The following is a 22820-nucleotide window of genomic DNA, read 5'->3' on the forward strand; positions in this document are numbered from 1 at the left end:
CGGGGCGCGCGGGCCGGGTTCAGAAGTGACCGAATCCGGCCTCGACCGCCATCGCCGCGCGGCCCCGCGAGCCGCTGCCCGTCGGCATGCTGCGGGCGCGGCGGCTGCCTTCGTCGAATCCGCCCGACGACCGTGCGGAGCCCATGCGGGCCGGCGCGGCGTGGCCGAATCCGCCCTCGTCCTGGGCCAGACGGAAGAAGGCGATCATCTCCTGCAGCTGCGCGGCCTGGCCCGAGAGCTCCTCGGCGGTGGCCGAGAGCTCCTCGGAGGCCGAGGCGTTCTGCTGCGTCGCGCCGTTGAGGTGGCTCATCGCGGTGGTGATCTGGTTGACGCCCGCGGCCTGTTCGCCCGAGGCGGCGGAGATCTCCTGCACCAGCTCGGAGGTGCGGTTGATCGTCGGCACCATCTGGGTCAGCACATTGCCGGCCTGCTCGGCCAGCTGCACGCTCGAACCCGCGAGCTGGCCGATTTCCTGCGCGGCGACCTGGCTGCGCTCGGCGAGCTTGCGCACCTCGGCGGCGACCACCGCGAAGCCCTTGCCGTGTTCGCCGGCCCGCGCCGCCTCGATCGCGGCATTGAGCGCCAGCAGATTGGTCTGATAGGCGATGTCGTCGATGATCGAGATCTTCGAGGCGATCGACTTCATCGTCTCGACGGTGCGGGTCACCGCCGAGCCACCCGTCACCGCCTCGCTGGCGGCCTTGGAGGCCATGCCGTCGGTGATGTTGGCGTTCTCCGAGTTCTGCTTGACCGAAGCCGCCATCTCCTGCAGCGAGGCGGTGGTCTCCTCGACGCTGGCGGCCTGCTCCGAGGCTGACTGCGACAGTGTCTGCGAGGTGCTCGAGACCTGGCTGGCGGCGGCGGTCAGCGCTGCTGCGGCGGCCGAGACATCGGAGATCGTCGTCACCAGCTGGCGGGTCATGCGATTCATGTCCTCCTGCAGTCTCATGAACACCCCTTGGAATTCGCCCCGCAGCTCGTGCGTGAGGTCGCCCTGGGCCACCGCTGTGAGCGAGCGACCGAGCTGGTCGAGATTGGTTTCAGTCGTGCCGAGCAGTGCGTTCATGTGCTCGCCGAGAACGCGGAAGAATCCTTCGCTGTTGCGTGTGTCCAGTCGATGCGTGAAGTCGCCCTTGGCGGCGGCCTCGACTGCGTTGGTGATTTCCTGCTCGGCACGGACTTCTGCGGTGCGGTCGACCCATTCGACGATGGTGCCGACGCGCTGGCCATGACCGTCAGAGATCGGCGTGGCGATGAGCCGGATGGTGTGTGCACCCGCCTTGATATGGACGTGATGTGGCTGGCGCAGGCCATCCACAAGACCTCGCTGATGGGACGGGTTTCGATGGAAGGTGTCGAAGTTCGCACCCAGCGTGCGGCTTGCGTCGAAGCCGGGCACCAGTGTGCGCAGATCCGGTTCGATGCGACGCAGCAGCGTCGTCACCGACTTGTTCATGTAGCGGATGATGCCTTGCGTATCGGCGATCATCACGGCGCTGGGCACCTCGTCGAGGGACAGCCGGATGCGCACGTTCTCCGCTGCGACCGTGGCGGCCTGGCGCAAGCGGGTGCGTACCTGCTCGATCGTGTCGTTGATGAAGGCCTTCTTGCCCGGCAGCTGGGGCATCGGTGCGTCGAAGTTGCCCAGGCCGAACTCATGCACCACGCCCAGGGCCATCTTCTTGACCGTGATGTGCGCGGTCACCAGGTCATTGATGCCCTGCGCCATCTGGCGCAGCTCGCCGCGGTAGCGGTTGGCATCGATGACGGCATCGATGTCGCCCTTGTCATGCTCCGCATGCATGCGGGACAGATCGAGACGCATCTGCGCGACGGTGTCGATCAGCTGGTTGACGGCGGCGGCGGTGCCGTGCAGATGCGGCGGCAGCGCCGCTGCGTCGACCCGCTGCGAGAAGTCGCCCTGGGCGGCGGCCTGGACGGCGCGGGCGAGATGGCGCTCGATCGCGTCCTGTTCGCGCTGGGCCTGGTAGATGCTCTTGATCTGGAACATGGTTGACTTCTCCGGAGGTCAGGCCCGCAGCGCGTCCAGACCGTAGCGTTGCAGGGACTCGACCACGGCGGTCGACGGCTGGAGGATCTGGAGGGTGCGGCCCGATTCGCGCAGGCTGCGCGAGAGTGCCAGCAGCAGCTGGATGCCGGCGCTGTCGCAGGCGCTGATGCCCGACAGGTCAAGCCGGCCGTCGGCCTGCGGCAGCCATTCGAGCAGCCGCTCGCGCACGGCGGCGGCTTGCACGATCGTCAGCTCGCCATCGAGGGCCAGCGCCGCGGCAGGCGCTTCGGGGCAGGTGAGGTTGTTCACATGCACAGACGCGAGACCGCGTCGACCAGCTGCGAGGGCTGGAAGGGCTTGGTGATCCAGGCCCGCACGCCGGCGGCCTTGCCCTCGGCCTTCTTGGTGTCCTGCGACTCGGTCGTCAGCATGATGATCGGCGTGAACTTGAAGGGGCCTGCCTTGACGAATCGCGCGAAGCTCAGCCCGTCCAGGCGCGGCATGTTGACGTCGCAGACGATCAGGTTGGGCTTGTGCGCCTCGAGCTTGCCCTTGGCGTCCTCGCCGTCGACGGCCTCGACGACCGCATAGCCAGCCTTCTGCAGGGCCAGCTTCACCACGGTCCGGAAACTGCTCGAATCGTCGACGACCAGAATGGTCTTGCTCATGAAATCACCTCGGTCGGGGCTGTTGTTCAGGGGTGTCGTGCCGGTGCTCGGGCCGGTGCTGGATCAGAAGAATCAGAAGAACTCGATGCCGGAGGGCGCGGGAGGGCTGCCTTCGCCGCTGTTGCCGTCATGCAGCAGCTGCTGCTCGCGCATCGTGTACGAGTGTTCGAGCTGCGCGAGCCAGCGCATCGCGTCGGCATGGGTGGCATGCTCGTTGCCAGCCATCCACTCGATGAAGCGCTGCATGTCGGCGGCCACGCCGTGCAGCATCTGGCTCATGCGGTCCTGGAACTGCAGGCCGACGAGCACCTGCTCCAGATCCTGCTCGATGCGTGTGCTCAGGCTGCGAATGGTGTCGGCCATCGCGCCTGCATTGGTCGGCAGACTGTCGGCCAGCAGCCGGTCAAGCGCCTGGGCGGCCTGGCTGCGGGCGGCGTCGTGCTGCACATGGTCGCTGCGCAGGTCGGCGGCGACTTGGCGCGACAGTGCCGCCATGCTGTGGCGGGTGCTGTCCAGTCGCTGCAGGCCGTCGACCACGTCCGGATCGGCGCCGGCACCCAGGCTGGCCTCGCGCAGCGAGCGCTCGATGTCCTCGAGCTGCAGCAGACCTTCGGAGAACTGGGACAGCAGCCGCTCGCGGTGCTGCCGGGCACGGTCGACCTGATCGATCAGGTCGCCCAGGATCACGTCGCGGCGCTGGGTCCAGGCGCCGGCGCTCATCGGGGCGACCGTCTCGTCGGCCTGGCGGCTGACCTGGGTGACGCCGTCGCAGAGCTGGGAGAAGGTCTCCAGCAGCCGGCAGACGCCGTCCTCGACCGCGACGCGCGAGGCATCGACATGACGCTTCCACACCGGCACGACCTCGGCGACCATCAGGCGCGGGCCGTCGCTGACGGGGGCGTCATCCGCACGATCGGGGACCGGGGGCGCGGTCGGTGCGGCGTCTTCGTGCTCAGGCTGCATGGGCATGTCGGGTCGGGTGGGAGGGCGCATTCGTGCCCCCGCACTGTGACCCGCCGGCGCGATGCCCGATCGGCCGAATTCGGGACCGAATCGTCCTCAGTTGTCCCCGGAGGGCGAGGGGGCGCTGGCCCCCATCGCCTCTTTCCAGATCCGCACCGGCACATGGTGCGTCAGCCGGAACAGCGCCCGGTCGACCAGCGCCTCGTGCACCTCGTGGCCGACGCCGTCGGCGATGTCGAGCGTGGCGTCGCCGCCCTCCAGGCTGGAGAGATGCTCGAAGGCGGCGCGCGAGTTCGATGCGGCGATCACCCCGTCCTCGGCGCCGTGCAGGAAGTGATAGCTGGTCAGCGGCGAGACCGTCTCGGGCAGACGCGCGTAGCGGCCCGAGAAGGCCAGCACGCGTCCGGCCAGGCCGGGCACCGCCGCGCAGGCCTCCAGCGCCATGATCGAGCCCTGCGAGAAGCCGATGAGCGCGGTGGCGGCCTCGCCGATGCCGAAGTGGCGCTGGCAGGCACGGATCAGCTCGACGAAGGCCGGCAGCGCCGCGCGCACCCGCGCCGGGCGGTCTTCCTCGGTCACGCCCTGGATCGAGAACCACTGGCGTCCGGCCAGCGCCGGGCTGGCGTCGAAGGGCTCGACGCCGTCGGGCAGCACGAAGGCCGCGGCGGGAAAGGACTCGCGCAGCGCATGCGCCAGCGGCACGAGATCCTGCGCGCTGGCGCCGACGCCGTGCAGCAGGATCATCAGCTGCTTCGGGGGCTCGCCGGACTCGGGCAGGATCTGGATCAGTCGGATGTTCATGGCGCCCGACTGTACTTCAGCCCTTGACCGCGTTCGCTGCTCAGGCGCCGCAGGCCTGGCGGATGTCGGCGGCGAAGGCGTCGACCGACTCCGGCCGGGTGTCCCAGCTGCACATGAAGCGGCAGCCTCCGCCCGCGATGAACTGGTAGAAGCGCCAGCCCTTGGCATGCAGCGCGTTCACCGCCGGCTGCGGCAGCCGCGCGAAGACCGCGTTGGCCTGCGGCGCGTGCAGCAGCTCGACGCCGGGCACCTCGCGGAGGGCCGCGTGCAGCCGCGCGGCCATCGCGTTGGCATGGCGTGCGTTGGCCAGCCAGGTGTCGTTCTCGAGCAGCCCCAGCCACGGCGCCGAGATGAAGCGCATCTTCGACGCCAGCTGGCCGGCCTGCTTGACCCGCCAGGCGAAGTCCTCGGACAGCGCCCGGTCGAAGAACACCACCGCCTCGCCGACCGGCAGGCCGTTCTTCGTGCCGCCGAAGCAGAGCACATCGACGCCGGCGCGCCAGGTGATGTCGCTCGGATGGCAGCCCAGCGTGGCCACCGCATTGGCGAAGCGCGCGCCGTCCATGTGCACCTTGAGGTGGCGGCGCTTGGCGATCGCGGCGATCGCGCGCACCTCCTCGATGCTGTAGACCGTGCCCAGCTCGGTGGCCTGGGTCAGGCTCACCACCTTCGGCTTCGGGTAGTGGATGTCGTGGCGCTTGGTCACCAGCGATTCCACCGCGTCCGGCGTGAGCTTGCCGAGCCGCGCCGAGGCGCTCTCGGACTCGCCCACCAGCAGCTTCGAGCCGTTGGAGAAGAACTCCGGCCCGCCGCATTCGTCGGTCTCGATGTGGGCCACCGGGCTGCAGATCACCGAGTGGTAGCTCTGGCACAGCGAGGCCAGCGCCAGCGAGTTGGCCGCCGTGCCGTTGAAGACGAAATAGACGTCGCAGTCGGTCTGGAAGAGCTCGCGCAAGCCCTCCGAGACCTGCTGCGTCCAGCGGTCCTCGCCGTAGGCCGGCTCGTGGCCGCTGGTCTGCGCCTCCATGAACCAGCGCGCGGCGTTCTGGCACATGCCGGCGTAGTTGTCGCTGGCGAAATGCTGTTGGGGCAGGGCGGGGTCGGAAGGCGTCATCGTCAGGTCTCGTCAGGGCAGGTTCAGTTCGACTCGAACGCGCTCATCGGCACGCAGGAGCAGAACAGGTTGCGGTCGCCGTGCACATTGTCGACCCGGCCGACCGGGCTCCAGTACTTCGTGCGGCGCAGGCTGGCCACCGGGTAGGCGGCGGTCTCGCGGCTGTAGCCGTGCGTCCACTCGCCCGACACCAGGCTGGCGGCGGTGTGCGGCGCGTTCTTCAGCGGATTGTCCTCGCGCGGCCAGGCGCCGGACTCGACCTGCGCGATCTCGGCGCGGATCGCGATCATCGCGTCGCAGAAGCGGTCCAGCTCGGCCAGCGATTCGCTCTCGGTGGGCTCGACCATCAGCGTGCCGGCGACGGGGAAGGACAGCGTCGGCGCGTGGAAGCCGTAGTCGATCAGGCGCTTGGCGACGTCCTCGGCGCTGATGCCCGAGGTCTCTTTCAGCGGGCGCAGGTCGAGGATGCACTCGTGCGCCACGCCGCCGCCCTGGATGCCGTCGATGCCGCCGCTGAAGTGGATGTCGTAGTGGTCGGCCAGACGGGCGGCCACATAGTTGGCGTTCAGGATCGCGGTCTCGGTGGCGGCCTTCAGGCCCTCGGCGCCCATCATGCGGATGTACATCCACGAGATCGGCAGCACCGCCGCGTTGCCCAGCGGCGCGGCCGACACCGCGCCCACGCCACCCGCGCGTGCCTCGCCCGCGGTCGCGTGGCCGGGCAGGAAGGGCACCAGGTCCTCGACGACGCAGACCGGGCCGACGCCGGGGCCGCCACCGCCGTGCGGGATGCAGAAGGTCTTGTGCAGGTTCAGGTGGCTGACGTCGCCGCCGAACTCGCCCGGCGCGGCCAGGCCGACCAGCGCGTTCATGTTGGCGCCGTCGACATAGACGCGGCCGCCGAAGTCGTGCACCAGCTGGCACAGCTCGCGCACCCGCGGCTCGAACACGCCGTAGGTCGACGGGTAGGTGATCATGATCGCGGCGAGCTGGTCCGCATGCTTCTCGCACTTGGCGCGCAGGTCGTCGAGGTCGACGCTGCCGTTGGCGTCGCACTTCACCACCACCACCTGCAGGCCCACCATCTGCGCCGAGGCCGGGTTGGTGCCGTGCGCGCTCTCCGGGATCAGGCAGATGTTGCGGTGGCTCTCGCCGCGCGAGGCGTGCCAGCCCTGGATGGCCAGCAGGCCGGCGTACTCGCCCTGCGAGCCGGCGTTGGGCTGCAGGCTGATGCCCTGGTAGCCGGTGGCCTGGGCCAGCCAGGCGGTGAGCTGCGCGTTCAGCTCGGCATAGCCGGCGAGCTGATCGGCCGGCGCGAACGGGTGCACCTGGGCGAATTCCGGCCAGGTGATCGGGATCATCTCGGAGGTCGCGTTGAGCTTCATCGTGCACGAGCCCAGCGGGATCATGCTGCGGTCCAGCGCCAGGTCCTTGTCCGAGAGCGCGCGGATGTAGCGCAGCATCTCGGTCTCGCTGTGGTGCGTGTTGAAGACCGGGTGGGTCAGGAACGCGGAGCTGCGCACCAGCGTGGCCGGGATCATCGGCGCGACGGTGTCGGCGTAGGCGTCCAGGCTCGGCAGCGGCGTGTCGCCCGCCGCAGCGCCGAAGACCGCCCACAGCGCTTCGACGTCGGCGCGGGTCGAGGTCTCGTCGAGCGAGATCGCCAGCGTGTCGGCGCTGGCGGCGCGCAGGTTGCGGCCCGCAGCGACTGCCGCGGCCATCAGCGCGTCGCGGCGATCGCCCGCGGCGACCTGCAGCGTGTCGAAGGCGCTGTCGTGCAGCAGCGTCCAGCCCAGCGCCTTCAGGCCCTCGGCCAGGATCGCGGTCAGGCGGGCGACGCGCTGCGCGATGCGGGTCAGGCCCTCAGGGCCGTGGTAGACCGCATACATGCTGGCGACCACCGCCGGCAGCACCTGCGCGGTGCAGATGTTGGAGGTGGCCTTCTCGCGGCGGATGTGCTGCTCGCGGGTCTGCAGCGACAGGCGGTAGGCGGGCGCGCCGTGGCTGTCGATGCTCACGCCCACCAGGCGGCCGGGCAGCGAGCGCTTGAAGGCGTCCTGGGTCGCCAGGTAGGCGGCGTGCGGGCCGCCGGCGCCCATCGGCATGCCGAAGCGCTGCGTCGTGCCCAGCGCGATGTCGGCGCCCAGCTCGCCCGGCGAGGTCAGCAGCGTCAGCGCCAGCAGGTCGGCGGCGACGATGGCCAGCGCACCGGCGGCGTGGGCGGCCTCGATGATCGGGCGCAGGTCGCGGATCTGGCCGTTCACGCCCGGATACTGCAGCAGCACCGCGAAGGCAGGCGACGTGGCCAGCGACGCGGCGATCTCGGTCGCGTGCACCTGGTCGACGGTGATGCCCAGCGGCTTGGCGCGCGTCTGGATCACCTCGAGCGACTGCGGCAGCACGTCATGCGCGACGACGAAGCGGGTCGACTTCGACTTGCCCACACGCGCGGCCAGCGTCATCGCCTCGGCCGCGGCGGTGGCCTCGTCGAGCATCGACGCGTTGGCGATCGCCATGCCGGTCAGGTCGGTGACCATGGTCTGGAAGTTCACCAGCGCTTCCATGCGGCCCTGGCTGATCTCGGCCTGATACGGCGTGTAGGCGGTGTACCAGGCCGGGTTCTCGAGGATGTTGCGCAGGATGACGCCCGGCGTGTGCGTGCCGAAGTAGCCGCAGCCCAGGTGCGAGGTCAGCACGCGGTTCTTGCCCGCCAGCGCCTTCAGTTCGGTCAGCGCCTCGGCCTCGGTCAGCGGCGCGGGCAGGTCCATCGGCGCGGGGCGCGCGATCGAGGGCGGCACGATCGCGTCGATCAGCGCACGGCGGCTGGCCGGACCGATCGACGCCAGCATGCGGGCTTCGTCGGCCGCGTCCGGGCCGATGTGGCGCGCGGTGAACTCGCGCGGGTTCTCGAGGTCGCTCAGGCGGGGCAGGGCGGGAGTCGTCATGGCGGTGGCGTCGTCGTCGGGCAAAGGCGCGGCCCGGGCCGGGGCCTGCGGGCAGGCCGGCCGCAGGGCGGTCAGGCGGGAGGAGAAGGGGGCGGGGCGGCGGGAGCGCATGGCGTGCGGTTCATGCGGATCGCACCAGGCTCCCGCGCCGCCGGCATCAGCCCTGGGTCAGGGCGTCGTAGGCGGTGGCGTCCATCAGCGCGTCGAGCTGCGACGGATCGGACAGCTTGATCTTGAAGAACCAGCCGGCCTGCAGCGGATCGGTGTTGGCCAGCGACGGGTCGTCGCGCAGCGCCTCGTTGATCTCGACGATCTCGCCCGACAGCGGGGCGTAGACGTCCGCCGCGGCCTTGACCGACTCGACCACGCCGGCGACATCGCCCTGGGCGAAGGTGGCGCCGACGGCCGGCAGGTCGACGAATACCACGTCACCGAGCGCGTCCTGCGCGTGCACGGTGATGCCGACGATCGCGGCGGCGGTGTCGGTGGCGTCGATCCACTCGTGGTCCGGGGTGTACTTGATGCTCATGAGGGGCTCCTGGAGCGCATCCCGCAGGATGCGGATGGTTCGTTCGTTCGATGAAATGGAGGGCTGAGGTCGGCCGCCACGGCGGGCGGCGCGCACTTCAGCCGCGGAAGTATCGGTGAGGCGCGAAAGGCATCGCGGCGACCTGCATCGGCACGCGCTTGCCGCGCACCTCGGCGAACAGCGCGGTGCCGACCGCCGCCAGCGCGGTCTCGACGTAGCCCATCGCGATCGGCTGGCCGACGCTCGGGCCGACCGTGCCGCTGGTGACCTGGCCGACGCGGCGGCCCTCGGCGTCGAGCAGCGGCGCGCCCTCGCGCACCGGCAGCCGCTCCAGGCCCACCAGGCCGACGCGGCGCCGCGCGGCGCCGCCGGTCAGCTGCGCGCCGATCACCTCGGCGCCGGGATGACCGCCGGCGCGCTCGCCGCCCGGGCGGCGCAGCTTCTGGATCGCCCAGACCAGACCGGCCTCGACCGGCGTGGTCGCGGTGTCGATGTCGTGGCCGTAGAGGCACAGGCCGGCTTCCAGGCGCAGCGTGTCGCGCGCGCCGAGACCTGCGGGCGCCACCTCGGGCTGCGCCAGCAGCGCGCGCGCCAGCTCCACCGCCTGGGCGGCGGGCACCGAGATCTCGTAGCCGTCCTCGCCGGTGTAGCCCGAGCGGGTGACGAAGCAGTCGGCGCCGGCCAGGCGGAAATGGCCGCCGGTCATGAAGGTGAGCGCGGCCACGCCGGCATCCAGGCGCGCGAGTGCGTCGACCGCCTTCGGGCCCTGCAACGCCAGCAGTGCGCGTTCCGGCTCGGGGATGACCTGGCAGCGCGCGCCGATGCGGGCCTGCAGGTGGGCGATGTCGGCGTCCTTGCAGCCGGCGTTGACCACCAGGAACAGGTCGCCCTCGCGGCGGGTGACCATCAGGTCGTCGAGCAGGCCGCCGGCGTCGTTGGTGAAGAAGGCGTAGCGCTGCTTCAGCAGGCCCAGGCCGGCGATGTCCTGCGGCACCAGCGTTTCCAGCGCGGCTGCGGCATCGTCGCCCACCAGCCGCACCTGCCCCATGTGCGAGACATCGAACAGCGCGGCCGCCTCGCGGCACTGACGGTGCTCGGCGATGATGCCGGCGGGATACTGCACCGGCATCGCGTAGCCGGCGAAGGGCACCATGCGGGCGCCGAGTTCGAGATGCAGCGCGTGCAGCGGGGTCTGCAGCAGCGGGGCGGAGGGAGCGGGAGCGTCGGACATCGGGCGGCTCGCTTTCGGCGGAGGGAGGGCAATCGGGTCATCGATCTTGAACGGATCGGTCCATCGTCGATCGATGGTGCTGCCCTCGCTGTCCGCTTTACCTGAGAGATTGACGCCGCGCGACCCGGTCGGGTCACGAAGCGCTTGCCCCTTCGGTGGACCGCGTCGCCTCGCCTGCTGGCGCTGCCCGTGGTCTCTCTCCAGTGAGGTGTCGTCCGTGCCGGTCTTGTCGGCGGCACGGCCGCTTGCCAGTCCTTCTGCCTGAGCGTTCGAGATCGGGGGTTCAGGCCCGCCTCTGCGCCTTCGGCGGCCGCGCTCGGGGGCGCGGCTCTCTCCTGGCGGCGCGCAGTTTAACCGGGGCGGCGGCAGGCGCCAAGCCGTTCAGGATGAGGGCGACTCGCTCTTGGCCCGTGCCAGCAGGTGGTCGATGCAGGTGCGCACGGCGCGGGTCGGGTGACGGTTGGGCAGGGTGAGCAGGTACATGCGCGTGCCGAAGATGCTCAGCCGGTAGTCGTCAAGCGCGGTCACCACCTCGCCGCTGGTCAACACGTCCTGGACCATGTAGTCGGGCAGCAGGCCGATGCCCAGACCGGCCAGCACGCCCTGTCGCAGGAAGGGATAGTGGTCGGAGATCAGGGCGGGAGCGAGCTGCACCTCCTCCCGGCTGTCGCCGCGGTAGCCGCGCACCGACAGCGGCCGTCCCACCACATTGGCCGTCACCACCGGCAGGCTGCCCAGCTGGGCCAGCTCGGTGGGCAGGCCGTGGGCGTCGGCATAGGTCCTGGCTGCGCAGGCCAGGTAGCGCACCGTTCCCATGTCGCGGGCTACCAGCTGCTGCGGCGGCTCGGGCAGGATGCGCACCGCGATGTCGATCTCGTCGCGCAGGTTGTCCACCCGGTTCTCGAACACCACGTCCAGCACGATGCCCGGGTATTGGCGCTTGAACTCGATCAGCCAGTGCGACATCACCATCTGCCCGTAGCCGCTGGGCACGCTGATGCCCACCCGTCCCTGCAGGCCCTGGCCCAGGCGGGTGATGGTTTCCTGGGCCGCCTGCATCTCGTTCCGGATGTTGCAGCCATGTTCATAGAGCCGCAGCCCGACCTCGGTGGGCTCTACCCGCCGTGTGGTGCGGTGCACCAGCTGCACGCCGGTCTGCTTCTCTAGCTGGGCCAAGTGGTAGCTCACGTTGGCGCGCGTCATCTTGAGCTTGCGCGCCACCTGGCTCAGGTTGCCGCAGTCGATGATTTCCACCAGCAGGTTAAGGGCTTGGATGTCCATGGCAATGTCAAAATTTATTTGATAGTTCGTCATAATATTTTGAGATTGTAAAAACACTCCGGGATCAGAAGAATAGGGTCAAGCCCAAAACAACACAGGAGACCTCCCATGGCGCACGACGCTCCCGCATCCGCATCCGCATCGGCCTCTGCGGCCCCGTCCGCTGTCACCACCGTCCTGCATGGATCGGTGCTGGTGGCCACGATCCACAACCCACCCGTCAATGCCCTGAGCGCCGCCGTGCGCCGTGGCCTGTTCGATGCCATCGAGCAGGCCGACGCCGCGCCCGAGGTGCAGGCGGTGCTGATCGTGAGCGAGGGCAAGACCTTCATCGCCGGTGCGGACATCCGCGAGTTCGGCCAGCCCCCTGTGCCCCCGGTGCTGCCGGACGTGTGCCAGCGCATCGAGTCGTGCACCAAGCCTGTGGTGGCCTGCCTGCAGGGCGCGGCGCTGGGCGGCGGGCTGGAGGTGGCGCTGGCCGCCCACTACCGCCTGGCCTTTGCAGCCGCCAGGCTGGGCCTGCCCGAGGTGGAGCTGGGTCTGATGCCCGGCGCCGGGGGCACCCAGCGTGCCCCGCGCCTGATGGGGGTGAAGGCCGCCGCCGAGCTGATGCTCAGCGGCAAGCCCATCAGCGTCGCCGCCGGCGTGAAGGCCGGCCTGATCGACCTGCTGGTGGACGACGAGACCCTCAGCCCCCTGGAAGTCGGCTTGGCCTACACCCAGGCGCGACTCGCCCAGGGTGCCCCGGTGCGCCGGGTGCGGGATATGGCCGTGGCCGACCCCGCCGCTGCCTTGGCCACGCTGGACGCGCTTGCCGAAGACACCGCCAAAAAGTCCCGTGGTCTGTTCTCGCCGCTGAAGATCATCGAGGCGGTGCGCGCCGCCGTGGAACTGCCTTTTGCCGAGGGCATGGCGCTGGAGCGCCGCCTGTTCCTGGCCTGCATCGACAGCCCGCAGCGCGCCGGCCTGATCCACGCCTTCTTCGCCGAGCGTGAGGTGGTCAAGGTGCCCGAGGCCCGCGGCGCCACCCCGCGCCCGGTGGCCCGCGTGGCCGTCATCGGCGGCGGTACCATGGGCGCCGGCATCGCCGTGGCGGCACTAGACGCCGGCCTGCCGGTGGTGATGGTGGAGCGTGATGACGAGGCCATCGCGCGCGGCGTGGCCCATGTCACCAAGGTGTACGATGGCCTGGTGGCCAAGGGCCGCCTGACCGAGGCGCAAAAGGCCGCCACCCTGGCGCGCTTCACGCCCACCACCCGCTACGCCGAGGTGGCGGACGTGGACCTGGTGATCGAGGCCGTGTTCGAGGACCTGGACGTCAAGAAAGCCGTGTTCCGCCAGCTGGACGCCGTGTGCAAGCCCGGTGCGGTGCTGGCCACCAACACCTCCTACTTGGACATCGACGCCATTGCCGCCGCCACCGGCCGCCCGCAGGACGTGATCGGGCTGCATTTCTTCAGCCCGGCGAACATCATGAAGCTGCTGGAGATCGTGGTGCCGGCCCGGGTGGGCGCCGACGTGGTGGTCACCGCCTTCGAGCTGGCCAGGCGCCTGAAGAAGGTGCCGGTGCGCGCGGGGGTGTGCGACGGCTTCATCGGCAACCGCATCCTGGCCACCTACAAGCAGGCCGCCGACCACCTGATGGAAGACGGCGCCAGCCCCTACGAGATCGACGCCGCCGTGCGCGGCTTCGGCTACCCCATGGGGCCTTTCCAGGTGACCGACCTGGCCGGTGGCGACATCGGCTGGGCCGCACGCAAGCGCCGCGCTGCCACCCGTGACCCGCGCGCTCGCTACGTGGAGATCGCCGACCGCCTGTGCGAGCGCGGCTGGTTTGGCCAGAAGACCGGCCGCGGCTTCTACCGCTACCCGCAAGGCGCCCGCACCGGCCAGCCAGACCCCGAGGTGCTGGCCATCGTGGACGCCGAGCGCAATCGCAAGGGCATCACGCCCCGCGCCTTCACGCCCGAGCAGATTTTGAGCCGCTACCTGGCGGCCATGGTCAACGAAGGCGCCAAGGTGCTGGCCGACGGCATCGCGCTGCGCCCGCTGGACATCGACGTCACCTTCGTCCACGGCTACGGTTTTCCGCGCCACCGCGGCGGCCCCATGAAGTACGCCGACACCGTCGGCTTGGCCCCGATCCTGGCGGACCTGCGCCGCCTGGCCGAAGAAGACCCGCTGTTCTGGCAGCCCGCGCCACTGCTGGAACAGTTGGTGGCCGAGGGCCGCAACTTCGACAGCCTGAATCTAAGAGGCTGAGAGTCTCTGACTCCTTGCGCCCTCCGGCCCCCGTGCGGTCACGCCTGACGTGGCCGCGCGGCCGGGCTGCGACCGCCTGACACCCCAATTCCCTCCCAAAGAAGCCCTCCCATGCGCCAAGCCGTCATCGTCTCTACCGCCCGCACGCCGCTGACCAAAGCCCACCGTGGCGAGTTCAACATCACCCCCGGCCCCACGCTGGCCAGCTTTGCGGTGAAAGCCGCGGTGGAGCGCGCCGGCATTGACCCGTCGTTGATCGAAGACGCCGTGCTCGGCTGCGGCTACCCCGAAGGCATCACCGGCCGCAACGTGGCCCGCCAGACGGTGGTGCGCGCCGGCCTGCCGCTGAGCATCGGCGGCACCACTGTCAACCGTTTCTGCGCCTCGGGCCTGCAGGCCATCGCCATCGCGGCGGGGCGCATCGTGGTGGATGGCGCGCCGGCCATGATTGCCGGCGGGGTGGAGAGCATCTCGGGCATCCGCTCGCGCCAAGACGGTGCCAGCGGCCTGGACCCCTGGATTGTGGCCCACCAGCCCGCGCTCTACATGGAGATGATCGACACCGCCGATGTGGTGGCCCGCCGCTACGGCATCTCCCGCGAGGCGCAGGACCGCTTCTCGGTGGAGAGCCAGCGCAAGGTGGCCAAGGCCCAGGCCGCCGGCCGCTATGCCGAGGAAATCGTGGCCGTTACCACCACCATGGCGGTGACGGACAAGGCCACCGGCGCCGTCACCCAGCAAGAAGCCACGGTGGACCATGACACCTGCAACCGCGTGGGCACCACCTACGAGTCACTCGCCAAGCTGGCCCCGGTGAAGGGTCCAGAGCAGTTCATCACCGCCGGCAATGCCTCGCAGCTGTCTGACGGCGCCAGCGCCTGCGTGCTGATGGAAGCCGCTGAGGCCGAGCGCCTGGGCCTGCAGCCGCTGGGTGCCTTCCGGGGCCTGGCGGTGGCCGGTTGTGAGCCCGACGAAATGGGCATCGGCCCGGTCTACGCCGTGCCCAAGCTGCTGCAGCGCCACGGCCTGACGGTGGACGACATCGACCTGTGGGAGCTGAACGAGGCCTTTGCCTCGCAAGCCATCTACTGCCAAAAGACCCTGGGCATCCCCGATGAACGCCTGAACGTGGACGGCGGCGCCATCGCCATTGGCCATCCCTTTGGCATGACTGGCGCCCGCCTGGCTGGCCACCTCCTGCTGGAAGGCCGGCGCCGCAAGGCCCAGGGCCAGCGCGTGAAGTGGGGCGTGGTGACGATGTGCATTGCCGGTGGCATGGGTGCCGCCGGCCTGTTCGAAATCTTCTGACCTCAGCGCAGGAACCCCGCTCATGGACCTCCAATTCACCCCGCAGGAACTGGCTTTCCGCGATACCGTGCGCACCTTCCTGAAGGGCAAGCTGCCGGCGCGCATCGCCCGGCAGGTCAAGGCCGGGCAGCGCCTGTCCAAGGCCGATCAGGAGCAATGGCACGCCATCCTGCAGGCCCAGGGCTGGCTGGCCTACCACTGGCCCCAGGCCCACGGCGGCCCGGGCTGGGGCGCGGTCGAGAAGTTCATCTTCGACACCGAATGCGCCCTGGCCGGCGGCCCGCGCATCGTGCCCTTCGGCGTCAGCATGCTGGGCCCGGTACTCATCAAGTACGGCAACGCGCAGCAAAAAGCCCACTGGCTGCCACGCATCTTGAGTGGTGCGGACTGGTGGTGCCAGGGCTATTCCGAGCCCGGTGCGGGCTCGGACCTGGCCTCGGTGAAGACCACCGCCGTCCGTGTCAGTGATGCCTCGGGCGACTACTACCTCGTCAACGGCCAGAAGACCTGGACCACCCAGGGCCAGCACGCCAACATGATCTTCTGCCTGGTGCGCACCGACCGCGCGGCCAAGGCCCAGGCCGGCATCAGCTTCCTGCTGGTGGACATGAACACGCCCGGCGTGGAGCTGCGCCCCATCCGCACGCTGGATGGCGACCGCGAGGTCAATGAAGTCTTTTTCACCGACGTGAAGGTGCCCGTCGAGAACCTGGTGGGCGAGGAGAACGCCGGCTGGACCTATGCCAAGTACCTGCTCACCTACGAGCGCACCGGCATCGCCGGCGTGGGCTTCTGCATCGCGGCGATGGCCAAGCTCAAGGTGATTGCGGCGCGCGTGCAGTGCAACGGCCGGCCCTTGAGCCACGACCCGCTGTTCGCCGCCCGCATGGCCCGGGTGGAGATCGACCTGGAGAACATGAAGACCACCAACCTGCGCGTGATCGCCGCCGTGGCCGGTGGCGGCGTGCCGGGGGCGGAAAGCTCCATGCTCAAGATCCGCGGCACCGAGATCCGGCAGGAGATCCTCTCGCTGATCCGCCGCGCCATGGGGCCGCAGGCCCTGGCCTTCATCGAGGCCGCGCAGTACGAGGGCTTTGACGAGCCCCTGCTGGGTGACCCCGAACTGGCCACGGTGGCTTCCACCGCCGCGCCCAGCTACTTCAACTACCGCAAGCTGTCGATCTTCGGCGGCTCCAACGAAATCCAGAAGAACATCATCTCCAAGATGATCCTGGGCCTGTGAGGACGGGACGCTGACATGAACTTCCAGCACACCGAAGACCGCCGTATGCTGGCGGACTCGCTCAACCGCTTCTTGGCCGACCACAACGGCATCGAGGCCCGCCACCACCATGCCGAAAGCCCCCTGGGCTACAGCCGCACGCTCTACGCCGGCCTGGCCGAGCTGGGTGCCATCGGCGCGCTGTTCCCCGAAAGCCATGGCGGCTTCGGCGGCGCCGGCTTCGATGTGAGCGTGGTGTTCGAGTGCCTGGGCCGCCATCTGGTGGTGGAGCCCCTGCTGGGCGCGCTGCTGGTGGGGCGCGGCCTGATCGAGGCGGGCACCCCTGTCCAGCGTGCTGAGCTGGCCGGCCTCATCAGCGGTGAGCTGACCGCTGCCTGGGCGCACGACGAGCCCGGCAGCCACTACGAGTTGAACCGCGTGAGCACCACTGCCACCCGCAACGCCCAGGGCTGGCGGCTGCAGGGCGCCAAGAGCGTGGTGCCGCTGGGTGACTCGGCCGACCTGCTGCTCGTCTCGGCCCGTACGGCGGGCGGCCCGCTGGACGCCGAGGGCATCAGCCTGTTCCTGGTGCCGGGCACGGCGGCGGGTCTTGAGAGGCGCGGCCACGGCCGCATCGATGGCGGCCGCGCCGCGCAGCTGAGCTTGAACGCCGTGCAGCTGGGGGCCGACGCGCTGCTGGGCACCGCAGGGCAGGGCGGGGCACTGCTGCAGCGCCTGAACGGCTACGCGCTGCTGGCCCTGGCGTCGGAAAGCCTGGGCGCCATGGACGTGGCCAAAGACCAGACGCTGGAGTACCTGCGCACCCGCAAGCAGTTCGGCGTGCCCATCGGCAGCTTCCAGGCCCTGCAACACCGCATGGCCGACCTGCTGCTGGAGGTGGAGCAGGCCCGCTCGGCCGTCATCAACGCGGCCGCTGCCGTCGACGAGCCCGAGAGCCTGCGCCGCGAAAAAGCGCTGTGCGCCGCCAAGTTCAGCGTGGGCCGCATCGGCACCTTGGTGGCCGAAGAGAGCATCCAGCTGCACGGCGGCATCGGCATGACCTGGGAGTTGCCACTCTCGCACTACGCCAAGCGTCTGGTGATGATTGACCACCAGTTTGGCGATGAAGACCACCACCTGGCGCGCTTCATCGCCCTGACCCAGGCCGAGGCCGACGCCCCGGCTGATGCGGAGGTCTGAACCATGCACGACACGCCTTCTCACCCCCACGCGCATCCCACGCTGCCGCTGCAGGGTGTGCGCGTTCTAGACCTCTCCCGCGTGTTCGCCGGGCCGCTGTGCGGCCAGGTGCTGGCCGACTTTGGCGCCGAGGTCATCAAGGTGGAGCACCCCGGCCGGGGCGACGACACCCGCGACTGGGGCCAGCGCATCGGCCAGACCGAGACCACCTACTTCAGCGCGATGAACCGCAACAAGCGGTCCCTCACGCTGGACCTGCAAAGCCCCGAGGGGCTGCACATCGTGCAGCAGCTGCTGCCGCAGGTGGACGTGGTGATCCACAACTTCAAGACCGGCGGTGCCGAGAAGCTGGGCCTGGGCTTTGCGCAGCTCCAGGCCTTCAAGCCTGACCTGATCTACTGCGCCATTGCCGGCTACGACAGCAGCGGCCCCGAGGCTAGCCGCCCGGGTTATGACCTGGTGATCCAGGGCGAAGCCGGCCTGATGGCGCTCAATGGCGCGGCCGACATGCCGCCGCTGAAATTTGGCGTGGCCGTGGTGGACATGATGACCGGCATGTACGCCGCCCAGGCGGTGCTGGCCGCGCTGTTCCGCCGTGATCGGGTGGCGGACGCTATCCACCCTTCCAACCCCGCCAAAACACAGGGCCAGCTCATCGAGCTGGCCCTGTACGACTGCGGCCTGATGGTCACCGGCTACTACGGCCTGGACGCGCTACTGCTGGGCCGCGACCCGCAGCGCTACGGCAACGCCCACCCGTCCATCGTGCCTTACGGCCTGTTCGAGGCGGCCGACGGCCCGCTCATCATTGCCGTGGGCACCAACCACCAGTTCGACAAGTTCTGCCGCCACGTGGTGCAACGCCCCGACATCGTGGAAGACCCACGCTACGCCACCAATGTGGAGCGCGCCCGCCACCGCCTGAGCCTGCTGCCCCTGGTGACCGAGGTCATCCGCAGCCTACCGCGCGCGCTGTTGCTGGAGCGCCTGAACGCCCACGGCATCCCCTGCGGCCAGGTGGCCGGCCTGCACGAAGCCCTGACCAGCGAACGCACCCAGCGCAGCCAGCTGGTGCAGCAGCTGCCGCACTCGGTGGCCGGCCACACGCATGTGTTTGCACCGCCCTACCGGCTGAACGGCCAGCGCCTGCCCATCCGCAGCGCCCCGCCCACCTTGGGCGAAGGCACCCGCGAATTGCTCAACCGCCTGCTGGATCTGAGCGACGCGCAGCTGGAGCACCTGCGCGCCCAAGGCGTGCTGACCTTGCCCGGCTGAGCCGACCCGACCGAACCGGCCCGCACCCCCATACAACACCACACCCACACCATACCCACAGGAGACACACCCATGACCACCCCCGCCATTCCCCGCCGCGTTTTGGCCGGCGCCTTGAGTGCTTTTACGGTGCTGACGACGCTGGGCCTGAGCGGCCTCGCCCAGGCCCAGAGCTGGCCGGCCAAGCCCATCAAGTTCATCGTGCCTTACGCCGCCGGCGGCGCCACCGACATCACTGCCCGCACCCTGGGCGAAAAGCTCTCGGCCCGCTTGGGCCAGCCGGTGATCGTGGAGAACCGCGGCGGTGCCGGCGGCATCATGGGCACCGACCAGGCGCTGAAGTCCGCGCCCGACGGCTACACCGTACTGGTCTCGCTGGGCACTACCATGCTGATCAACCAGTTCCTCTACGATAAGCTGCCCTACCACCCGCAGAAGGACCAGACGCTGATCACCCAGATCGCCTTGGCACCGGTGGTGCTGCTGGTCAACCCGAAGATGCCGCTGGCCACCGCACCGGAGCTGATCGCCCACATCGAGCACAACAAGGGCAGGGTCACCTATGGCTCCTGGGGCATGGGCTCCTACGCGCACTTGGCCGGCGCTTGGCTGTCGGACAAGCTCAAGGCCGACATGAGCCATGTGCCCTACAAGGGCGAGTCGCCGATGCTGCAGGATCTGGTGGGCGGACAGTTGCAGATGGCCTTCGCCAGCCTGCAGTCGGCGCGCTCCTTCATCGAGTCGGGTCGGCTGAAGGCCTTGGCGGTCACCGGCACCCAGCGCATGGAGGCGCTGCCCAAGGTGCCCACGATGGTGGAACAGGGTATCAAGGATGAGGTGTTTCAGGTCTCCGGCTGGTTGGGCATGAGCGTCCCGGCCAGGACTCCGCCCGAGGTGGTCAATCGCCTGGCCACCGAGATGCAGGCGATCCTGGCCCAGCCCGACATGCGCGAGCGCATCGTGCAGATGGGCTTCATCCCTGTGGGCAGCAGTCCCGAGCGCTTTGGCGCCCAGTTCCGGCAGGACGCCGCGGTGTGGGAGCGGGTGGTCAAGGTCTCGGGCGCCAAGCTGGACTGAGCGCCCGGGCGGCGCCAATCCGTCCCCCTGGAAAACGAAAGGTCTGAAGATGAAAGTTCTGGTCGCGGTCAAGCGGGTGGTCGACTACAACGTGAAGGTGCGCGTGAAGAGCGACGGCACCGGCGTGGACATCGCCAACGTGAAGATGAGCATGAACCCGTTCGACGAGATTGCCGTCGAGGAAGCGGTGCGGCTGAAGGAGAAGGGCATCGTCACGGAGATCGTGGCGGTGTCGTGCGGCGTGAGCCCGTGCCAGGAGACGCTGCGCACGGCGATGGCCATCGGTGCCGACCGCGGCATCCTGGTCGAGAGCGATGCCGAACTGCAGCCGCTGGCGGTGGCGAAGATCCTGAAGGCGCTGGTCGACAAGGAACAGCCGGGGCTGGTGATCCTGGGCAAGCAGGCGATCGACGACGACTGCAACCAGACCGGGCAGATGCTGGCGGCGCTGGCGGATCTGCCGCAAGCCACGTTCGCCTCGAAGGTCGAGGTCGTGGACGGTCGCGCGGTGGTCACCCGCGAAGTGGACGGCGGTCTGGAAACGGTGTCGGTGTCGCTGCCCGCGATCATCACCACCGACCTGCGCCTGAACGAGCCGCGTTACGTGACGCTGCCGAACATCATGAAGGCGAAGAAGAAGCCGCTGGAAGTCATCAAGCCGGACGCGCTGGGTGTCAACGTGGCCTCGCGCATCAAGACGCTGAAGGTGGCGGAGCCGGCCAAGCGCGGCGCGGGCATCAAGGTGGCGGATGTGGCGACGCTGGTCGCCAAGCTGAAGAACGAAGCGAAGGTGATCTGAGATGTCTGCACTCGTCATTGCTGAACACGACGGCGCATCCATCAAGGGCGCGACGCTGAACACCGTGACTGCGGCGGCGCAGCTCGGTGAAGTCCACGTGCTGATCGCGGGCCTGAACGCCGGTGCGGCTGCGGCTGCCGCAGCCCAGATCGCCGGTGTGACCAAGGTGCTGCACGCCGACGGCGCCAGCCTCGCTGACGGCTTGGCCGAGAACCTCGCGGCCCAAGTGCTGGCCGTGGCCGGTGCCTACAGCCACCTGCTGTTCCCGGCGACCGCCAGCGGCAAGAACGTCGCCCCGCGCGTGGCCGCCAAGCTCGACGTGGCCCAGGTGACCGACATCACCAAGGTCATCAGCGCCGACACCTTCGAGCGCCCGATCTACGCCGGCAACGCCATCGCCACCGTGCAGAGCACCGATGCGGTCAAGGTCATCACTGTGCGCACGACCGGCTTCGACGCCGCGGCTGCCACGGGTGGCTCGGCTGCGGTCGAATCGGTCGCTGCCGTGGCCGACTCGGGCAAGAGCCAGTTCGTCGGCCGCGAGGTCACGAAGAGCGATCGCCCCGAGCTGACTGCTGCCAAGATCATCGTCTCCGGTGGCCGCGCACTCGGCAGCAGCGACAAGTTCAATGAAGTGCTGATCCCGCTGGCGGACAAGCTGGGCGCGGCGCTGGGTGCGAGCCGTGCGGCGGTGGATGCGGGGTATGCGCCGAACGACTGGCAGGTCGGTCAGACCGGCAAGATCGTGGCGCCGAGCCTGTACATCGCCGCCGGCATCAGCGGCGCGATCCAGCACCTGGCCGGCATGAAGGACTCCAAGGTGATCGTGGCGATCAACAAGGATCCGGAAGCGCCGATCTTCAGCGTCGCCGACTACGGCCTCGAAGCGGATCTGTTTGCGGCCGTGCCTGAGCTGGTGACTGTGTTGGCCGCATGGCGATGATCGAGGCACTGACTGCCGACGATCTGGCCTGCAGCGCGACGCTGGTGCGCAGTCCTGCAGGCATGCTGGAGGTGCTGAGCGATTCTCCTCCGCTGGAGGCCCGCGTCCGGGCGGGCTGGCCGACGCGGGCTGGCTGACTTGTGCCCCAACTTCCGTGGCGTGGGGCGCAGCACGGGGGGGCACGCCTGCGGCGCTGGCGAGGCCGACGATCTGTTGGCGCTGGTGCAGGCCTTGCGCGCAGGAATCAGGCAGGGGCTGGCGCTGGCGCTGGTGGGTTTCTCCTTCGGAGCGCATGTGGTGTCGCGTATCGCTGCAGCTCTGAGCGAGGCCGGTGCGCCGGCCTCGAGCGTGGTACTGGCCAGCCCGCCCGACGGCCGCGTGCCTGCGGGCCGCAGCTATGACAGCCCGGGCCATTTCGGCGGCGATCTGGTCCTGGGTTGGGCACGCCGCCATGACAAGGCGGTGACCGTGCTGCCCGAGGCCGATCATTTCTTCACCGGCCAGCTGCCCTTGCTGCGCCGCCTTGTGGTGACGCATGTGACCGGCGCCACCGCAGTCTGACCCGGATTGCACATGTCTGCTTCCATGAATCTTTCTGCTCGTCTGGCTCAGGCGCGCAGTCTGCTTTTCGTGCCAGGGCATCGACCCGAGCGCTTTGCCAAGGCGCTGGCCAGCGGGGCCGGCGCGATCGTGCTGGATCTCGAGGATGCCGTTGCACCGGCTGACAAGCCGGCCGCTCGTGTCGCGGTCCGGGCTGCTTGGTCAGACTGGATCAGTCATGGTGTTCCCGTCGTGCAGCGCCTGAATGCGCATCGCAGTGCGGACTGGGCCGAGGACGAGGCCTGGCTGGCGACCTGGTGCCGCAGCGATCGACCTTCTGTCGGTCTGGCCGGTCTGGCGCCGGCCATTGATGGTGTGACGGTCGCCCTGGATGCTGCCGAGCAGCTGGGGCGGGACACCGCGCGTGCCCGCCGTTTCGGCTTTGGCGGCAAGCTCTGCATCCACCTGTGTCAGGTCAGGCCGGTGCACGCGGCTCTGGCTCCCAGTCCGGCCGAGTGTGACTGGGCGCGACGTGTCGTGGATGCGGACCGCACCAGCGGAGGTGCCGCAGTGCGACTCGACGGCAAGATGATCGATCGTCCGGTCGTGCTGCGGGCTCACCGTCTGCTCGATCGGTGCTGACTCGCGTGG

The 22820-nt window shown here is 69.4% G+C and carries 21 protein-coding genes and 2 riboswitches; of the genes, 11 read left to right on the forward strand and 10 right to left on the reverse strand.

All coding sequences use genetic code 11. From position 1 onward, the window contains the following. Positions 1-19: 19 nt before the first annotated feature. The 10 genes from NFT33_RS10095 to NFT33_RS10140 form a co-directional block, all read right to left on the reverse strand. A complete protein-coding gene (locus NFT33_RS10095; protein ID WP_251675048.1) occupies positions 20-2011 on the reverse strand; it encodes a methyl-accepting chemotaxis protein in 1992 nt (663 codons plus the stop codon). 18 nt (positions 2012-2029) lie between these two features. Beyond that, the gene (locus NFT33_RS10100; protein ID WP_220787827.1) at positions 2030-2320 is read right to left on the reverse strand and encodes an STAS domain-containing protein; all 291 of its coding nucleotides are present in this window, start codon (positions 2318-2320) and stop codon (positions 2030-2032) included. Beyond that, positions 2317-2679 carry a response regulator gene (locus tag NFT33_RS10105; RefSeq protein ID WP_149503904.1) on the reverse strand — a complete coding sequence of 121 codons (363 nt, stop codon included), beginning with the start codon at positions 2677-2679 and terminating at the stop codon, positions 2317-2319. The genes NFT33_RS10100 and NFT33_RS10105 overlap by 4 nt, the downstream gene beginning before the upstream one ends. Positions 2680-2751: 72 nt before the next feature. Further along, entirely contained in the window at positions 2752-3648 is an 897-nt protein-coding gene (locus NFT33_RS10110) for a hypothetical protein (protein WP_251675050.1), read from the reverse strand. A gap of 90 nt (positions 3649-3738) precedes the next feature. Continuing rightward, positions 3739-4443, reverse strand: a complete 705-nt coding sequence (gene ypfH / locus NFT33_RS10115; protein WP_251675052.1) for an esterase — start codon at positions 4441-4443, stop codon at positions 3739-3741. A 40-nt stretch (positions 4444-4483) separates the two neighbouring features. Beyond that, positions 4484-5557, reverse strand: coding sequence for a threonine aldolase family protein (locus NFT33_RS10120; RefSeq protein WP_251675053.1), 1074 nt, complete (start codon positions 5555-5557; stop codon positions 4484-4486). 23 nt (positions 5558-5580) lie between these two features. Then, the gene (gcvP, locus tag NFT33_RS10125) at positions 5581-8502 is read right to left on the reverse strand and encodes an aminomethyl-transferring glycine dehydrogenase (RefSeq protein WP_251675054.1); all 2922 of its coding nucleotides are present in this window, start codon (positions 8500-8502) and stop codon (positions 5581-5583) included. 157 nt (positions 8503-8659) lie between these two features. Next, a complete protein-coding gene (gene gcvH, locus NFT33_RS10130; RefSeq protein ID WP_251675055.1) occupies positions 8660-9031 on the reverse strand; it encodes a glycine cleavage system protein GcvH in 372 nt (123 codons plus the stop codon). Between the two features lie 97 nt (positions 9032-9128). Next, on the reverse strand, positions 9129-10262 hold the full coding sequence (gene gcvT, locus NFT33_RS10135; RefSeq protein ID WP_251675056.1) for a glycine cleavage system aminomethyltransferase GcvT: 1134 nt from the start codon (positions 10260-10262) through the stop codon (positions 9129-9131). A 78-nt stretch (positions 10263-10340) separates the two neighbouring features. After that, a riboswitch (glycine riboswitch) is annotated at positions 10341-10476 on the reverse strand. Positions 10477-10510: 34 nt separating this feature from the next. Continuing rightward, a riboswitch (glycine riboswitch) is annotated at positions 10511-10601 on the reverse strand. 42 nt (positions 10602-10643) lie between these two features. Continuing rightward, entirely contained in the window at positions 10644-11543 is a 900-nt protein-coding gene (locus NFT33_RS10140) for a LysR family transcriptional regulator (RefSeq protein ID WP_149503897.1), read from the reverse strand. Positions 11544-11651: 108 nt separating this feature from the next. Between NFT33_RS10140 and NFT33_RS10145 the strand changes: the two genes are divergently transcribed. The 11 genes from NFT33_RS10145 (at position 11652) to NFT33_RS10195 (ending at position 22811) form a co-directional block, all read left to right on the forward strand. Beyond that, the gene (locus tag NFT33_RS10145) at positions 11652-13805 is read left to right on the forward strand and encodes a 3-hydroxyacyl-CoA dehydrogenase NAD-binding domain-containing protein (RefSeq protein WP_251675057.1); all 2154 of its coding nucleotides are present in this window, start codon (positions 11652-11654) and stop codon (positions 13803-13805) included. 111 nt (positions 13806-13916) lie between these two features. Beyond that, positions 13917-15113: an acetyl-CoA C-acyltransferase gene (locus tag NFT33_RS10150; protein WP_149503895.1), complete on the forward strand. Its 1197-nt coding sequence runs from the start codon at positions 13917-13919 to the stop codon at positions 15111-15113. A 22-nt stretch (positions 15114-15135) separates the two neighbouring features. Then, entirely contained in the window at positions 15136-16356 is a 1221-nt protein-coding gene (locus tag NFT33_RS10155) for an acyl-CoA dehydrogenase family protein (protein WP_149503894.1), read from the forward strand. Positions 16357-16371: 15 nt separating this feature from the next. Beyond that, positions 16372-17535, forward strand: a complete 1164-nt coding sequence (locus NFT33_RS10160) for an acyl-CoA dehydrogenase family protein (protein ID WP_149503893.1) — start codon at positions 16372-16374, stop codon at positions 17533-17535. 3 nt (positions 17536-17538) lie between these two features. After that, the gene (locus NFT33_RS10165; RefSeq protein ID WP_149503892.1) at positions 17539-18810 is read left to right on the forward strand and encodes a CaiB/BaiF CoA transferase family protein; all 1272 of its coding nucleotides are present in this window, start codon (positions 17539-17541) and stop codon (positions 18808-18810) included. Between the two features lie 72 nt (positions 18811-18882). Further along, positions 18883-19887: a Bug family tripartite tricarboxylate transporter substrate binding protein gene (locus NFT33_RS10170; protein WP_149503891.1), complete on the forward strand. Its 1005-nt coding sequence runs from the start codon at positions 18883-18885 to the stop codon at positions 19885-19887. 49 nt (positions 19888-19936) lie between these two features. Further along, complete coding sequence (locus NFT33_RS10175; protein WP_251675059.1) at positions 19937-20686, forward strand: electron transfer flavoprotein subunit beta/FixA family protein; 750 nt, start codon at positions 19937-19939, stop codon at positions 20684-20686. Between the two features lies 1 nt (position 20687). Then, the gene (locus NFT33_RS10180; protein ID WP_251675061.1) at positions 20688-21629 is read left to right on the forward strand and encodes an electron transfer flavoprotein subunit alpha/FixB family protein; all 942 of its coding nucleotides are present in this window, start codon (positions 20688-20690) and stop codon (positions 21627-21629) included. Further along, positions 21620-21766 (forward strand): hypothetical protein, encoded by a 147-nt coding sequence (locus NFT33_RS10185; protein WP_180692753.1) that lies wholly within the window; start codon positions 21620-21622, stop codon positions 21764-21766. The genes NFT33_RS10180 and NFT33_RS10185 overlap by 10 nt, the downstream gene beginning before the upstream one ends. Before the next feature lies 1 nt (position 21767). Then, complete coding sequence (locus NFT33_RS10190) at positions 21768-22190, forward strand: alpha/beta hydrolase (RefSeq protein WP_376744147.1); 423 nt, start codon at positions 21768-21770, stop codon at positions 22188-22190. Between the two features lie 12 nt (positions 22191-22202). Further along, positions 22203-22811 carry an HpcH/HpaI aldolase/citrate lyase family protein gene (locus tag NFT33_RS10195; protein WP_219340819.1) on the forward strand — a complete coding sequence of 203 codons (609 nt, stop codon included), beginning with the start codon at positions 22203-22205 and terminating at the stop codon, positions 22809-22811. Positions 22812-22820: the final 9 nt, after the last annotated feature.

The organism is Sphaerotilus sp. FB-3, assembly GCF_023706025.1.
GTDB classification, from domain to species: domain Bacteria; phylum Pseudomonadota; class Gammaproteobacteria; order Burkholderiales; family Burkholderiaceae_C; genus Sphaerotilus; species Sphaerotilus sulfidivorans.